The sequence below is a fragment of the Burkholderia sp. LMG 13014 genome (assembly GCF_905232215.1).
Taxonomy (GTDB): Bacteria; Pseudomonadota; Gammaproteobacteria; order Burkholderiales; family Burkholderiaceae; genus Burkholderia.
This window is the reverse complement of sequence record NZ_CAJNKE010000108.1, coordinates 1-14569: the sequence shown is the minus strand read 5'-3', so window position 1 is coordinate 14569 and position 14569 is coordinate 1. Positions and strand designations below refer to the sequence as shown.

At 66.9% G+C, this 14569-nt stretch carries 12 protein-coding genes and 3 pseudogenes; 10 read left to right on the top strand and 5 right to left on the bottom strand.

The genetic code is table 11. The annotated features are described in order from the left end of the window. Together JYJ84_RS14225 and glcD are read right to left on the bottom strand one after the other, a co-directional pair. Nucleotides 1-241: FAD-binding protein (locus JYJ84_RS14225; RefSeq protein ID WP_205189234.1), on the bottom strand; the 241-nt coding region annotated here is incomplete at its 3' end. After that, nucleotides 241-1740, bottom strand: a complete 1500-nt coding sequence (glcD, locus tag JYJ84_RS14220; RefSeq protein WP_175222708.1) for a glycolate oxidase subunit GlcD — start codon at nt 1738-1740, stop codon at nt 241-243. The genes glcD and JYJ84_RS14225, both read right to left, overlap by 1 nt. A 223-nt stretch (nt 1741-1963) precedes the next feature. Between glcD and glcC the strand changes: the two genes are divergently transcribed. Both glcC and JYJ84_RS14210 read left to right on the top strand, forming a co-directional pair. After that, nucleotides 1964-2734, top strand: coding sequence for a transcriptional regulator GlcC (gene glcC, locus JYJ84_RS14215; protein ID WP_043186328.1), 771 nt, complete (start codon nt 1964-1966; stop codon nt 2732-2734). A 272-nt stretch (nt 2735-3006) separates the two neighbouring features. Next, nucleotides 3007-3450 (top strand): annotated as a pseudogene (locus JYJ84_RS14210) (DUF6306 domain-containing protein); the annotation flags it as partial. 105 nt (nt 3451-3555) lie between these two features. On the opposite strand, the gene JYJ84_RS14205 reads toward JYJ84_RS14210, so the two are convergent. Together JYJ84_RS14205 and JYJ84_RS14200 are read right to left on the bottom strand one after the other, a co-directional pair. Further along, entirely contained in the window at nt 3556-4578 is a 1023-nt protein-coding gene (locus JYJ84_RS14205; RefSeq protein ID WP_164462758.1) for a hypothetical protein, read from the bottom strand. Nucleotides 4579-4929: 351 nt separating this feature from the next. Beyond that, nucleotides 4930-5571, bottom strand: a complete 642-nt coding sequence (locus JYJ84_RS14200; RefSeq protein ID WP_175222709.1) for a GntR family transcriptional regulator — start codon at nt 5569-5571, stop codon at nt 4930-4932. 130 nt (nt 5572-5701) lie between these two features. Here JYJ84_RS14200 and JYJ84_RS14195 point away from each other — a divergent pair, with 130 nt between their 5' ends. Beyond that, nucleotides 5702-6178, top strand: a complete 477-nt coding sequence (locus JYJ84_RS14195; protein ID WP_122948335.1) for an OsmC family protein — start codon at nt 5702-5704, stop codon at nt 6176-6178. Nucleotides 6179-6334: 156 nt separating this feature from the next. On the opposite strand, the pseudogene JYJ84_RS14190 reads toward JYJ84_RS14195, so the two are convergent. Continuing rightward, nucleotides 6335-6535: pseudogene (locus JYJ84_RS14190) on the bottom strand (LysR family transcriptional regulator); the annotation flags it as partial. A gap of 268 nt (nt 6536-6803) precedes the next feature. Between JYJ84_RS14190 and araH the strand changes: the two are divergent. From araH to mhpT, 7 genes and pseudogenes are all read left to right on the top strand, one after another. Further along, nucleotides 6804-7302 (top strand): annotated as a pseudogene (gene araH, locus JYJ84_RS14180) (L-arabinose ABC transporter permease AraH); the annotation flags it as partial. Nucleotides 7303-7347: 45 nt separating this feature from the next. Next, the gene (locus JYJ84_RS14175) at nt 7348-8250 is read left to right on the top strand and encodes an SMP-30/gluconolactonase/LRE family protein (protein WP_175222710.1); all 903 of its coding nucleotides are present in this window, start codon (nt 7348-7350) and stop codon (nt 8248-8250) included. Nucleotides 8251-8422: 172 nt separating this feature from the next. Continuing rightward, nucleotides 8423-8926 (top strand): MarR family winged helix-turn-helix transcriptional regulator, encoded by a 504-nt coding sequence (locus JYJ84_RS14170; protein WP_175222711.1) that lies wholly within the window; start codon nt 8423-8425, stop codon nt 8924-8926. Nucleotides 8927-9150: 224 nt separating this feature from the next. Further along, nucleotides 9151-9981 carry a p-hydroxycinnamoyl CoA hydratase/lyase gene (locus tag JYJ84_RS14165; protein ID WP_122948332.1) on the top strand — a complete coding sequence of 277 codons (831 nt, stop codon included), beginning with the start codon at nt 9151-9153 and terminating at the stop codon, nt 9979-9981. Nucleotides 9982-10018: 37 nt separating this feature from the next. Beyond that, on the top strand, nt 10019-11467 hold the full coding sequence (locus JYJ84_RS14160) for an aldehyde dehydrogenase (protein WP_122948331.1): 1449 nt from the start codon (nt 10019-10021) through the stop codon (nt 11465-11467). Next, complete coding sequence (locus JYJ84_RS14155; protein WP_175222712.1) at nt 11464-13359, top strand: feruloyl-CoA synthase; 1896 nt, start codon at nt 11464-11466, stop codon at nt 13357-13359. The genes JYJ84_RS14160 and JYJ84_RS14155 overlap by 4 nt, the downstream gene beginning before the upstream one ends. A gap of 201 nt (nt 13360-13560) precedes the next feature. Next, nucleotides 13561-14569 (top strand): 3-(3-hydroxy-phenyl)propionate transporter MhpT (gene mhpT, locus JYJ84_RS14150; protein WP_205189233.1); only part of this gene is annotated, 1009 nt, incomplete at its 3' end.

Sequence of the window (14569 nt, the reverse complement as noted above, 5' to 3'; positions counted from 1 at the left end):
GCATCGCTTCGAGTTCGGCGAGCGGCGTGCCCGCGCGCGCGGTGACGACGAGTTCGGTAGGGTCGTACGACACGACGCCGCGATGCGTGCGCACGTCGAGCGTGCGGCCTTCGACGGGGCGGCCGAGGAACGCCTTCGTGCCGGCGCCGCGGATGTGCAGTGGCTGGCAGTCGTGGATCGCCGCGTCGACCTGCGCGACGAGCGCCGCGCTGTCGTCGATCGATTCGATTTCGCGTCGCATCAGAAGCGCTCCAGTTCGGGAAACGGCAGCTTGCCGTGATGAACGTGCATCGCGCCGAATTCGGCGCAGCGGTGCAGCGTCGGGATGTTCTTGCCGGGATTGAGCAGACCCTGCGGATCGAACGCGGCCTTCACCGCGTGGAAGAACGTGATTTCGTCGGCGTTGAACTGCACGCACATCTGGTTGATCTTCTCGCGCCCGACGCCGTGCTCGCCGGTGATGCTGCCGCCCGCCGCGACGCACAGCTCGAGGATCCTGCCGCCGAGCGCTTCCGCGCGGTCGAGCTCGCCGGGCCGGTTCGCATCGAACAGGATCAGCGGATGCATGTTGCCGTCGCCCGCGTGGAATACGTTCGCGACCGGCAGCCCGAATTCGGCGGACAGCGCGGCGATGCCTTCGAGCACGCGCGGCAACTCGCGGCGCGGGATCGTGCCGTCCATGCAGTAGTAGTCGGGCGACATGCGGCCGACCGCCGGGAACGCGTTCTTGCGGCCGGCCCAGAAGCGCTGGCGCTCGGCTTCGTCGCGTGCGACGCGGATCTCGGTTGCGCCCGCGTCGCGCAGCAGCGCGGCGACGCGTTCGGCGTCTTCTTCGACGTCGGTCGGCGAGCCGTCGAGCTCGCACAGCAGGATCGCCTGCGCGTCGACCGGGTAGCCCGCGTGGATGAAATCCTCGGCCGCGCGGATCGCGAGGTTGTCCATCATCTCGAGGCCGCCGGGAATCACGCCCGCGCCGATGATTCGCGCGACCGCGGCGCCCGCTTCCGCGACGTCGTCGAAGCTCGCCATCAGCACCTTCACGCTCGGCGGCTTCGGCAGCAGCTTCACGGTGACTTCCGTGACGATGCCGAGCATCCCCTCCGAGCCGGTGAACAACGCGAGCAGGTCGAAGCCGGGTGCGTCGAGCGCGTCGGCGCCGAGCGTGAGCGTATCGCCGTCGATCGTCAGGATCTCGACCTTCAGGATGTTATGCACCGTGAGCCCGTATTTGAGGCAGTGCACGCCGCCCGCGTTCTCGGCGACGTTGCCGCCGATCGAGCACGCGATCTGCGACGACGGATCGGGTGCGTAGTAGAGGCCGTGCGGTGCGGCTGCCTGCGAGATCGCGAGGTTGCGCACGCCGGGCTGCACGCGCGCGATGCCGGCATCGGGGTCGATGTCGAGAATCTTGTTGAACTTCGCCATCACGAGCAGGAGGCCCTTCTCGAGCGGCATGGCGCCCCCCGACAGTCCGGTGCCCGCGCCGCGCGCGACCACCGGCACGCCGAGCGCGGCCGCGACGCGCAGCACCGCGCGCACCTGCTCGACCGTGTCGGGCAGCACGACCGCGAGCGGCACCGTGCGGTACGCGGCGAGGCCGTCGCATTCGAACGGCTTGAGCGCCTCGCGTTCATGCAGCACGTCGAGGCCGGGCGCCGCCGCGTGCAGCGCGGCGACGAGCGTGTCGCGGCCGACGGTCGCCAGCGGGCCGTCGATTCGTTCGTCGTAGGTGAAACTCATCGGGGTGTCTCCGTCTCCTTCATGCGGCGGCCACGCGATGGGCGGTGCGCCGGATGGACGGGATTCTTGGCGGGCAGCGTGTGCGTGTCCAGATGTGCTTGGCGTGGTCATACCAGTTTTTGAAAGGCGACTCGAAAGCCGCTGCGATCTCTGCCTTTGAGCTCAATAGTTGAAAGGGTTTGTGAGAAAATCGCCGATATCCTTCCGAAGTGGTCATACCAGTATGGAAATGCAGGATCGAGCGGGCCCGGCGCGGAACGTGGCCGACGTCGTTGCCGAGCGCATCGAGAAGCTGATCGTCGACGGCGTGCTGAAGGCCGGGCAGGCGCTACCGTCCGAACGGCGGCTGACCGAGAAGCTCGGCGTATCGCGCACGGCCGTGCGCGAAGGAATGAAGCTGCTGCGTGCGCGCGGCATCATCGACACCACGCACGGCAAGGGCTCGTTCGTGGCGAGCCTGACCCCGCAACGCGAGATCACGCCGATGATGCATCTGCTCGGCTCGCAGCCGCGCACGCTGTACGACCTGTTCGAAGTGCGCGGGATGCTCGAGACGGAGGCTGCGCGGCTTGCGGCGCTGCGCGGCACGCCCGCCGATTTCATCCTGATCAAGCGTCGCTACGAGGAGATGACCGCGGCCGATGCGCAGGATCTCGATCCGGCCGCGCGCGCGAAGCTCGATCATGCGTTTCATCTCGCGATTTGCGAGGCGTCGCATAACCCGGTGCTCGTGAATACGCTGCAGTCGTTGACGGATCTGCTGCTCAGTTCGGTGTTTGCGTCGGTGAACAATCTCTATCACCGCGAGCCGTTGAAGAAGCAGATCGACCGCCAGCATGCGCGGCTCTATAACGCGGTGACCGGGCGGCTGCCTGACCAGGCGCGCAAGGCGGCGAGCGAACATATTCGTCAGTGCGTCGAGTATCTGCGGGAGATCGAGCAGGAAGAGCAGCGGCTCGTGCGGTCGACGTTGAGGCTTGAAGGCTGGACGTGATGTCGGCGGCGCGTTGCGCTGTGTCTTGATGCGCATCACGCACAGCGGGCCGTCTGGCGACGCGTGTCACATGGCTATGTCAGACTGTGAGCCATTCTTCGTGTGGCCCGCTGTCGTCCGCCATGATGCGCGGCGCAGTCGCGTGAGCAGTGCCTGACGGCATCACGCAGGACGAACCGGTGCGCCACCCTTCCCGAAACGGAGGACATCGCATGTCGAACCGGACCCACGACGACGGGCACGACGCCCGTCCCACCCAGGCGGCGGACGAATCCGCCGATGCGCAGCGCGACGCGTTGCTTGCGTTGCTGAATGAGCTGCTGGAAGCCGAGCGCGCCGGCGCGCGGGTTGCGTCGGAGACGGCGGCGGAAATCGGCGATCCCGAACTTCATCGGCTGGTCGCCGGTATTCGGCAGGATGAGGCGCACTGGTGTGCGGTGCTGGTCGATGCGATCCGGTCGCTCGATGCGACGCCGACGCATGCCACAGGTGCGTTCTATGAGAAGGCGATGGCGATCGAGGATTTGCCGGAGCGGCTGGCGTTCCTGAATCGCGGGCAGCGGTGGGTCGTGCGGAAGTTGCAGGCATTGCTGCCGACGCTCGCGCAACCCGACATGCATCATGCGCTCACGCAAATGCTCGTGTCGCATGAGAAGAACATCGGGTCGGTCGATGTGCAGTTGCGGATCAAGGGCGGCGAACCGGGCGCAGTGTAGCGGCAGCAGGCGGGGAAACGTTCATCGCGGATTGCCGCGGCTGCGGCCTCCAGGCCTGCAAGCGCCGCTCGGCAACGCAACGCTTCGATGAGCCCGGCTCGACGATCACTCGGCCTGTGCCGGCGCGGGATACGGATCGCAACCCTTCCGATAGGCCTCTGAAGGCCCGCCGCGCGGGCCTGAATCCAGCCAGCCCAGGTTGAACTGGGTATGGCTGTAGCGGCACCGCAGCGTTGGCGCGCCGGACACCGTCTTGTCATCCAGGGTCAGGGTGTCCAGTTTGAGCGGCACTGACGGAAACACGACCTCCGCCAACGTGATCTGATTCGCGGGGTGTTTGACCTGATACTTGTCGAGCCACCATTCCTCTGCCTTGCCGGAAACGACGCGATAGCCGGTAAAGGACATCCTTGTCTGCGTGTAATAGAGTGCCATTGGCTGGTTCAACCGTGCATCGTTGCCGGCTTCGAAGTGAAACAGCTTGCTGGGAACGTATAGATCGGTGGGGTGCTCGCCGGTATTCGGTTTGAACTTGGGCGGGTTGACGAAAACCCATTGATGATCGTCGTCGTAGATCACCAGTTGCACGTCGATATCTGCGGGGTAAACGAGATCGTTGAAGCTCTCGATGTGCATGTCACGGCTTCCCTGCACGTAACGATAGGCGCTATTTTTGCTGAGCAGTTCTTCCGGATCTGCGAGCACGATTTTGGGATGATGGCCGAACGAACCCACCAGGCGATAGCGCGTACCCGGTACATACGCAGAGAGCGGGCGACGGATGGGGATATCCACATCCTTGACATTCCAGTTGATCGCACGAGCGTCGATCAGGTTTTTCCAGTCAGGCGGTGTGCCTGTCTTCAACGCCACCAGATTTTGCCAGGGGCACACGTCCGATGCTGCACTGCAATCCTGATAGATGTAAAAACTGATTCCGTCGCGTTCCAGTGTCAGCCAGGGTTGCGGATCGGCAGGAAAGCGATATGTCGCATTGTATTTGTGCGTCTCGACATTCGGCATGATCAAGGGCGGGCAGCCCGCCAGCAACGCACATATCGGCGCCAATGCGAGCCACATTGCCGCTTTCGAATACTTGGACCTGGGATTCCCGGAATGCATGTTCATATCGTTTCGTCGTTGTTGTTGTCGAGTCGCTGTTACTGATTTCGACGATTGTCTTGTTTGTCGCCGGCGACCTTGGCGACATTCTCGCTTCGAATGTGTCGAATATTGATTCCGGAAGCAAGTCTGTCAACTGCTATAGATTGCAGGTTCCGGGGTTTCGCGGTACATCTCGCCCTCTCAATCCACGAGCGACAACCTGAAAGAGAGCGCCCGTCGAAACGGATGACCTCGCGATTCGCAGCGCGAGCGACGCCCGTGCGAGTGTGATTCCCCGTTCTTCGGTCGCGCCGCCCGGCGATCCCGGCCGGATTCTTGCCGCGCCCGGCATAACGAGCGGCGTGCCCGCCGGCTTCAACCGCCTTCGACGAGCCGCATCACGATGCTTCTGGCCGATTCGAGATGCGCGACCGTCATCGCACGAGCCGCACGCGCATTGCGTTCGCGGCACGCCTGCAGGATCCCCTCGTGCTCGACCTGGAACGAAGGCGTATCCGCGAGCAGCGTGGCCTGCAGGCGCTCATACCGTTCGACCTGACTGCGCAGCTCCGCGATCGTCTTCAACTGCCGCGCGTTGCCGCAGCACGAATACAGCAGTACGTGGAATTCGCGGTTCAGTTCGCCCTGCCGGCGCGCCACGGCCGCATCGCCGAGCAGGCGATGGACGAGTTCGGCGCGCGCGAGCGTCTCGTCGTCGAGCCGCTTCACGCTCCGGTAGATCGCATCACCTTCGAGCAGCGCGCGCAGGTCGTAGATCTCCTGTACGTCGGACGCGGTCAGCATGCGCACGACAGCGCCGCGATTCCTGAAGATGTCCAGCAATCCTTCGCGTTCCAGGCGCTGGATCGCCTCGCGCATCGGAATCCGGCTGATGCCGAACCGGTCGGCCAGGTCGCGCTCGACGAGCCGCTCGCCGGCTTCCAGCTCGCCGTTGATGATCATGTCCCGCAACGAGGCGGCAACCGCGTCCGCGGTGGAATCGAGTTTGGCTTCCATGCCTGCATGTTCCGTCAATTTGGAATAATGGTATACCAAACGGGAATCCGGTGCCAAAATGGCGAGCGCAGGCGGGCTCGTACAACGACATCCGGCCCGGTCGAAGCAACCCACATCAATGGAGAGCGCAATGGCATCTGGCGAACACAAGTATCGCGTCGCAGTCGAGTGGACGGGCAATCGCGGCACCGGCACGTCGGGGTATCGCGAATACGGGCGGGATCACGTGATCCGGGCCGGTTCCAAGCCGGATATTCCCGGTTCGTCGGACGCGGCGTTTCGCGGCGACGCGTCGCGCTGGAATCCGGAAGACCTGCTGCTGGCGTCGGCATCGGCGTGCCACAAGCTCTGGTACCTGCACCTGTGTTCCGACGCGGGCATCCGCGTGCTCGCCTATGTCGACAACGCGGAAGGCACGATGATCGACAGCCCCGATGCGGGCCGCTTCACGGAAATCGTGCTGCGCCCGCACGTGACGATCCAGGCCGGCGACGATCGCGAGCGGGCGGAACATCTGCACCACGATGCGCACGCGCAGTGCTATATCGCGAACTCGGTCAATTTTCCGATCCGCTGCGAGCCGGTCGTCGTGTTCGCCGCCGCGTGACGTTCGCGCGCCCGGCGATCCAGCGGGCGCTGCAGACCGAAGGGCTCGCGCAGCCCTGGGTGTAACGCGTGACCGGGGACGCGTGCGCGTCAGCCGGCGCGCATCGGTTCCGGGCAATCCGGAGACGGCTACGACGCCGCGTCGCCCGCGCGAGCGTCACAGCTCGACGCCATACACCTCCCGCGCCGCCGCGCGGATCGCGTCGGCCATCGCCGCGACGGCCGGCGAATGCAGCCGGTCAGTGCGCGTGATGATCCCGAAATCGTCCATCCGGCAATCCATCTCCAGCGGCAGTACCGTGACGATCCCGTGTCGCGCGTAATAGTGCGCGACGTCCTCGGCCAGCACCGCGATCATCTACGTCACGCACCGGATGGAAGAGGTGTACGAACTGTGCGACCGCGTGACGGTGTTCCGCGACGGCCGCCGCATCGACACGTTCGATTCCGTGACCGATCTCGACCGCGACCGGTTGATCGGCTGCATGGTCGGCCGTTCGATCGAGGACGTGTACGGCTACCGGCCGCGCGTAGCCGGCGACGTGCTGATCGAGGCGAAGGGGCTCGTGGGGCCCGGGTTATCCGAGCCTGTGTCGTTCACCGCGCGGCGTGGCGAGATCGTCGGCTTCTTCGATCTCGGCGGCGGGTCGTTCCTCGGTATCTCGTATCCGATCTGGCGCAACATCGTCGGCTTCGTCGTGTTCGGCTTCCTGCTGCGCAAGACGGTGTTCGGCAAGAACGTGCTGGCCGTCGGCGGCAACGGCGAGGCCGCGCTGCTCGCGGGGCTGCCGGTGATACGCATCAAGATCACCGTGTTCGTGCTGCAGGGGCTGGTGACCGGTTTCGCCGGCGTGATGCTCGCGTCGCGGATGAGCCTCGGCGATCCGAAGACGTCGGTCGGGCTCGAGCTCGGCGTGCGTGCTGGGCGGCGTGTCGCTGACGGGCGGCGTCGCGACGATCTCCGGCGTGCTGGTCGGCGTGCTGATCATGGGCTCCGTCCAGGACGCGATGAGCCTGCTGAACGTGCCGACGTTTTACCAATATCTGATACGCGGCGGAATTCTGTTGCTCGCGGTGCTGTTCGACCAGTATCGTCGCAACCAGCGCCGCGCGATGAAGATCTGACGAAAGCGCGGCTGCCCGCGAACGCGACAGATATCGGGAGACGGCATGCCACAGAACCATCCGGCCGTGCAGGCGACGCTGCTGGCCGACAGCCGCAACACGCTCGGCGAAGGCGCGACGTGGTGCGACAAGACGCACGCGCTGTATTGGGTGGACATCGAAGGCGCGCAACTGTGGCGCTGCCGCGCGGACGGCTCGGACCTCACGCCATGGGCGATGCCCGAACGGCTCGCATGCTTCGCGCTCACGCACGATCCGGATGTGCTGCTCGTCGGGCTCGCAACACATCTCGCGTTCTTCGACCTGCGCAGCGGCGCGTTCACGCGGATCGTCGACGTCGAGCCCGACCTGCCGACGCGGCTGAACGACGGGCGCTGCGATCCGTTCGGCGCGCTCGTGTTCGGGATGAAGGACGAAGGCAGCGAGCCGCCGCAAGCCGTCGGCGGGTTCTACCGGCTCAATGCCGACCTCACGCTGGAGCGGCTCGCGTTGCCGCCGGCCGCGATCGCGAACAGCATCGCGTTTTCGCCGGACGGGTCGAAGATGGTTTTCTGCGATTCGCTCGTGCATGAGATCTTCGTCTGCGATTACCGCGCGGGCGGCGACGTCGCAAACGTGCGGCCGTTCGCGCGCCTGACCGATCCCGACGGCGACCCGGACGGCTCGACGATCGATCGCGATGGCGGCCTGTGGAACGCGCAGTGGGGTGGCCGGCGTGTCGTGCGCTACGGGCCCGACGGTGTCGAGACGGATCGCGTGGCCGTACCGACCGCACAGCCGAGCTGCGTGACGCTCGACGGCGAAGGCCGCCTGTATGTGACGAGTGCCCGCATCGGGTTGAGCGACGATGCGCTGGCCGGCGACCCGCATGCGGGCGGCGTGTTCGTCGCGCAGACGCGGTATGCGGGGATGGCGACGGCGCGGTTTGCGGGTACGTCGCGTAGCTGATTGCGTACGGGATGCCGTTCATGGGATGCCGCTGACGCAGCGGGTTTCGCGGCGAGGCCAGCAGTCCGCCACGCGCACGTGAGCGCGCAGCGGCTGTCCGGCATGACTGGAACGCCCCGTTCGCCTGCTGACGTGCTGGTAAGATGGCCCGCAATTCCATCCTGCCCGCACCATGAGTTCCGCACCGACCAAACCCGCGAACCCGAAAAACGCCACGAAGAACGTCACCCGCGCGACGGGCGACAAGCCGAAGGCGCGCGTGCAGCAGCGCCTGACCTACGTGATCGGCGGTCTCGACCGGCTGCTGCGACGCCACATGACCGACGCGCTCGCACCGCTCGGCATCACGCTCGCGCAATACACGGCGCTGTCGGTGCTCGAGGCGCGCGGCGCGTCGTCGAACGCGCAACTGGCCGAGCGCTCGTGGATCACGCCGCAATCGGCGAACGAGGTGATGAGCGTGATGGCCGCGCGCGGTTTCGTCACGCGTGAAGCCGACCCGTCGCACGGCCGCATCATCCTGCTGACGCTGACCGACGAAGGCGCGGCGATGCTGCGTGAATGTGAAGCCGTGCTGCGCCCGCTCGAGACGCGCATGCTTGGCGACGTCTCCGCCGACACCGCCTCGGACGTGCAGCGCGCGCTCGAACTGTTCTCGCGCAACCTGCGCGGCTGACCGCCTTCCGGAACGAACCTTCATCGCGCGGGCCCGTGCGGCCCGCATTCGCTTTGCCGGTCGCCTGACCGTTCCCCGATTCCACCGTTTCCGCCGCTTTCCGATCCGGGTTTACACCGGCGCTCGTGTCGCTTGCAATATCAGGTAGCCTGATATTAAATGAAGCCGTCCGCAGCAGGAATGCTGCGCACCGAATCGCACAGGAACGAACGACAGGAAACGATATGAGCAAGTACGACAACCGCTGGCAGACCGTTGAAGTGAAGGTGGAGGCCGGCATCGCGTGGGTTACGCTGAACCGTCCGGACAAGCGCAATGCGATGAGCCCGACGCTCAACCAGGAGATGCTGCAGGTACTCGACGCAGTCGAATTCGACGACGAAGCGAAGGTGCTCGTCCTCACCGGCGCGGGCGCCGCGTGGACGGCCGGCATGGACTTGAAGGAATACTTCCGCGAGATCGACGGCGGCTCCGACGCGATGCAGGAAAAAGTGCGCCGCGACGCATCGGAATGGCAGTGGCGCCGGCTGCGGATGTACAACAAGCCGACCATCGCGATGGTGAATGGCTGGTGCTTCGGCGGCGGTTTCTCGCCGCTCGTCGCATGCGACCTTGCGATCGCGGCTGAAGAAGCCGTGTTCGGGCTGTCGGAGATCAACTGGGGCATCCCGCCCGGCAACCTTGTCAGCAAGGCGATGGCCGATACGGTCGGGCACCGCCGCGCGCTGCACTACATCATGACCGGCGACACGTTCACCGGCGTGGAAGCTGCCGAGATGGGCCTCGTGAACAGCAGCGTGCCGCTCGCCGGGCTGCGCGACGCAACGATCGCGCTCGCCGCGCGGCTGATGGACAAGAACCCGGTCGTGCTGCGCGCGGCGAAGCACGGCTTCAAGCGCTCGCGCGAACTCACGTGGGAGCAGTGCGAGGATTACCTGTACGCGAAGCTCGACCAGGCGCAGCTGCGCGATCCGGAACACGGCCGCGAACAGGGGTTGAAGCAGTTCCTCGACGACAAGACGATCAAGCCGGGCCTGCAGGCCTACAAGCGCTGACGCAACCCGACGAGAGACACGCATGGCAGGAGACAACATGACCGACAGACGGATGCTGATCGCGGGCGAGCGGTGCGTCGCCCGCGACGGGCGCACCTTCGACCGATTCAATCCCGCGACAGGCGCGCTGGCGTCACGCGCGCCGGCGGCCGGCCTCGCCGACGCCGACGCGGCGATCGACGCCGCGCACCGCGCGTTTCCCGCCTGGTCGGCACTGGCGCCCACCGAGCGCCGCCGGCTGCTGCTGAAGGCGGCCGACCTGATGGACGCACGCATCGACGCGTTCATCGCGACCGGCGTGGCCGAAACCGGCGCGACGCCGGGCTGGATCGGCTTCAACGTGACGCTTGCGGCGAACATGCTGCGCGAGGCCGCGTCGATGACGACGCAGATCGCCGGCGACGTGATCCCGTCCGACGTGCCCGGCAATCTGGCACTCGCGATGCGCGTGCCATGCGGCGTCGTGCTCGGCATCGCGCCGTGGAACGCGCCGGTGATCCTCGGCACGCGGGCGCTGGCGATGCCGCTCGCATGCGGCAACACGGTCGTGCTGAAGGCGTCCGAGGCGTGTCCCGGCGTGCACGCGCTGATCGGCGCGGTGCTGGACGAAGCGGGGCTCGGTGCGGGTGTCGTCAACGTGATTACGCATGCGGCGGCCGACGCACCTGAACTCGTCGAGCGGCTGATCGCGCATCCGCATGTGAAGCGGATCAACTTCACCGGGTCGACGCATGTCGGGCGCATCATCGCGCGCCACGCAGCGGCTCACCTGAAACCGGTGCTCCTCGAACTCGGCGGCAAGGCGCCCGTGCTCGTGCTGGACGATGCCGATCTCGACGCGGCCGTCGACGCGATCGCGTTCGGTGCGTTCTTCAACCAGGGGCAGATCTGCATGTCGACCGAGCGCGTGATCGTCGCGCGGCCGATTGCCGATGCGCTCGTCGAGCGCCTCGCCGCGAAGGCGCGCACGCTGGTCGCGGGCGATCCGCTGGCCGGCCATCCGCTCGGCACGATGGTCGACGCGGGTGCCGCCGCGCGTGCGGCGTCGCTCGTCGAGGATGCGCGTGAGCACGGTGCGCGGCTGCCGCTCGGTTGCCGTGTTGAAGGCGCGACGATGCAGCCGGTGATCGTCGATGGCGTGACGCGCGACATGCGCCTGTATCGCGAGGAATCGTTCGCGCCGGTCGTGGCGATCCTGCGCGCGGACAGCGACGACGAAGCAGTCGCGCTCGCGAACGACAGCGAGTTCGGGCTGTCGTCGAGCGTGTTCAGCCGCGATGTCGCACGTGCGATGGCGGTTGCGCGACGGATCGAATCGGGGATCTGCCACATCAACGGGCCGACCGTGCACGACGAGGCGCAGATGCCGTTCGGCGGCACGAAGGCGAGCGGCTATGGCCGCTTCGGCAGCCGCGCGTCGATCGCCGAATTCACCGAGCTGCGCTGGATCACGGTGCAGACCACGCCGCGTCACTACCCGATATGAGCGAACCGACGATGAATGATGCGACGCTCGCCAGCGGGCCGGTGAACGACACGTGCGGCGTGCGCTATCGCGCGGCGGCCGTCGCAATAGGCGCGGCCGAGATTCGCCGCGCGGAAAACGGCGCGTGGTACCTGCGCTCGCGCGAACCGCTCGGCGACTACCCGACGCGCCTGACCGACTGCCTCGTGCGCGGCGCGCAAGCGCATCCCGATCGCGTGCTGGCCGCGAAGCGCGGCGAAGATGGCCGCTGGATCGAGATCACCTACGCGCAGATGCTCGAACGCGCCCGCGCGCTCGGCCAGGGCCTCGTCGATCTCGGGCTGTCGGTCGAGCGTCCTCTCGCGGTGCTGTCCGGCAACGATCTCGAGCATCTGCAGTTGATGTTCGCCGCGATGCTGGCCGGCGTGCCTTACTCGCCGATCTCGCCCGCGTATTCGCTGGTGTCGACCGACTACGGCAAGCTGCGTCACACGCTCGGCGTGCTGCGGCCGGGCGCCGTATTCGTCGCCGAGCGCGCGCCGTTTGCGCGTGCGCTCGACGCCGTATTGCCGGCCGATGCGGCGTTGATCGTCGCGCACGATGCCGATGCGCAGGGCCGCGCGGTGCCGCTCTCGCGCCTGCTCGCCACCGTCCCGCGCACGATCGACGCGATCCACGCGGCGGTCGGCCCCGATCATCTCGCGAAGATCCTGTTCACGTCCGGCTCGACGAAGCAGCCGAAGGCCGTGCCGACCACGCACCGGATGATGTGCAGCAACCAGCAGATGCTGCGCCAGACGATGCCCGAACTGACGTGCGAACCGCCGGTGCTGGTTGACTGGTTGCCGTGGAATCACACGTTCGGCGGCAGTCACAACCTCGGCATCGCGCTGTACAACGGCGGCACGCTTTATATCGACGACGGCCGTCCGGTGCCGGGGCGCTTCGACGAAACCGTGCGCAACCTGCGCGAGATCGCGCCGACGATCTACTTCAACGTGCCGAAAGGCTGGGAAGAACTGACGGCCGCGCTCGAACGCGATGCCGCGCTGCGCGACACGTTCCTCTCGCGCGTGAAGCTGTATTTCTTCGGCGGCGCGGGCCTGTCGCAGGCCGCGTGGGACCGCCTCGACCGCGTGACCCATGCGCATTGCGGCGAGCGGATCCGGATCATGGCCGGGCTCGGGATGACGGAGGCGTCGCCGTCGTGCCTGTTCACGACGGGGCCGCTGATGCGGGCCGGCTATATCGGGCTGCCGGCGCCCGGCTGCGACGCGAAGCTCGTGCCGTGCGGCGGCAAGCTCGAACTGCGTTTCAAGGGGCCGAACGTGATGCGCGGCTACTGGCACGCGGACGTCGATCCGCGCGACGTGTTCGACGACGAAGGGTATTACCGCAGCGGCGACGCGGGAGTCTTTGTCGATCCGGAGCGGCCGGAGCTCGGGCTGTTGTTCGACGGGCGGCTGACCGAGGATTTCAAGCTGAGCAGCGGCACCTTCGTCAGCGTCGGGCCGCTGCGCGCGAACGCGGTGTCGAGCGGTGCGCCGTACGTTCAGGACGTGGTCGTCACCGGGATCAATCGCGACGACATCGGGCTGCTGGTGTTTCCGCGCGTCGACGCGTGCCGTGCGCTGGCGGGACTCGCCGCCGATGCCGCCGTGATCGACGTGCTGCGCGCGCCTGCCGTGCGCGCGGTGTTCGAGCAATGGCTCATCGCGCTGAACCGGCATGCGAGCGGCGGTTCGACGTTCGTCGCGCGCATCCGGTTGATCGACACGCCGCCGTCGCTCGATCTCGGCGAAGTGACCGACAAGGGTTCGCTGAACCAGGCGGCCGTGCAGCAGCATCGCGCGGCGACGATCGACGCGCTGTACGACCCGGCGCGGCGTGATCCCGACGTGATCTACGCGTAACCGGAAGCACCCCGAAGCAAGCAGGCACAACGACCGGCCGGCCACGATACCGGCAGGCATTCTTGCGGCCAGTGAATCAGGCTGCCTGATAAACGCGGCCGTTCAGACGACACGTTGCGCGCCGCTTCGCCACTGGCCGGCGACGGCGCGCGGCGGCCGTTACCGGGCCGACCGACTACAAGACATGGGACTGGAGACAGGATGAACACTTACGTTGCCGAAAAACCCACGGTCGCGACCACGCTCGCGCTGTGTTTCGCGATCGCCCTCCTCGAGGGGCTCGATCTGCAGTCGGTCGGCGTCGCCGCGCCGCGCATGGCGCGCGAATTCGGGCTGAGCGTGTCGCAGATGGGTATCGCGTTCAGCGCGGGCACCTTCGGGCTGCTGCCGGGCGCGATGCTGGGCGGGCGGCTCGCCGACCGGATCGGACGCAAGCGCGTGCTGATCGTGTCGGCCGCGCTGTTCGGGCTGCTGTCGATCGCCACCGCGCAGGTATCGACCTTCGCGATGCTCGTCGTCGTGCGCGTGCTGACCGGTATCGGTCTTGGCGGCGCGATGCCGAACCTGATCGCGCTGTCGTCCGAAGCGGTCGAGCCGCGCTCGCGCAGCAGCGCGGTGGCGACGATGTACTGCGGCATCCCGTTCGGCGGCGTGATCGCGTCGCTGATCGGCGTGCTGCTTGCCGGCGACACCGAATGGCGGCACATCTTCTACGTCGGCGGCGTGGGGCCGCTGCTGCTCGTGCCGCTGCTGGCGTGGTTCCTGCCGGAGTCGCGCGCGTATCTCGACGTCGCCGGCACGCCGGCCGCGCGCACCAGCGTCGCGCGCACGCTGTTCGGCGACGGCCGCACGACGTCGACGGTCGCGCTTTGGGTCAGCTACTTCTGCACGCTGATCGTCCTGTACTTCCTGCTGAACTGGCTGCCGTCGCTGATGGCCGCGCGCGGGCTCGATCGCGAGCACGTCGGCCTCGTGCAGATTGCGTTCAACGTCGGCGCGGGGCTCGGTGCGCTCGGCATCGGCGCGGCGCTCGACCGGATGCGCGCGTCGCACGTGGTCGGCGGCATGTACGTCGGGATCGTGCTGTCGCTCGCCGCACTGGCGGCCGCGCCCGGCTTCGCGTCGCTCGCGGCCGCCGCGTTCGCGGCCGGGATGTTCGTGGTCGGCGGCCAGTCGGTGCTGTATGCGCTCGCGGCGATCTACTACCCGA

Excerpts from the sequence above, each read along its gene's own strand:
- JYJ84_RS14155 (WP_175222712.1), top strand. The coding sequence starts at position 11,464 with ATGAGCGAACCGACGATGAATGATGCGACGCTCGCCAGCGGGCCGGTG.
- JYJ84_RS14195 (WP_122948335.1), top strand. The coding sequence starts at position 5,702 with ATGGCATCTGGCGAACACAAGTATCGCGTCGCAGTCGAGTGGACGGGC.
- JYJ84_RS14205 (WP_164462758.1), bottom strand. The coding sequence starts at position 4,578 with ATGAACATGCATTCCGGGAATCCCAGGTCCAAGTATTCGAAAGCGGCA.
- glcD (WP_175222708.1), bottom strand. The coding sequence starts at position 1,740 with ATGAGTTTCACCTACGACGAACGAATCGACGGCCCGCTGGCGACCGTC.
- JYJ84_RS14170 (WP_175222711.1), top strand. The coding sequence starts at position 8,423 with ATGAGTTCCGCACCGACCAAACCCGCGAACCCGAAAAACGCCACGAAG.
- JYJ84_RS14175 (WP_175222710.1), top strand. The coding sequence starts at position 7,348 with ATGCCACAGAACCATCCGGCCGTGCAGGCGACGCTGCTGGCCGACAGC.
- JYJ84_RS14200 (WP_175222709.1), bottom strand. The coding sequence starts at position 5,571 with ATGGAAGCCAAACTCGATTCCACCGCGGACGCGGTTGCCGCCTCGTTG.
- JYJ84_RS14165 (WP_122948332.1), top strand. The coding sequence starts at position 9,151 with ATGAGCAAGTACGACAACCGCTGGCAGACCGTTGAAGTGAAGGTGGAG.
- JYJ84_RS14160 (WP_122948331.1), top strand. The coding sequence starts at position 10,019 with ATGACCGACAGACGGATGCTGATCGCGGGCGAGCGGTGCGTCGCCCGC.
- glcC (WP_043186328.1), top strand. The coding sequence starts at position 1,964 with ATGGAAATGCAGGATCGAGCGGGCCCGGCGCGGAACGTGGCCGACGTC.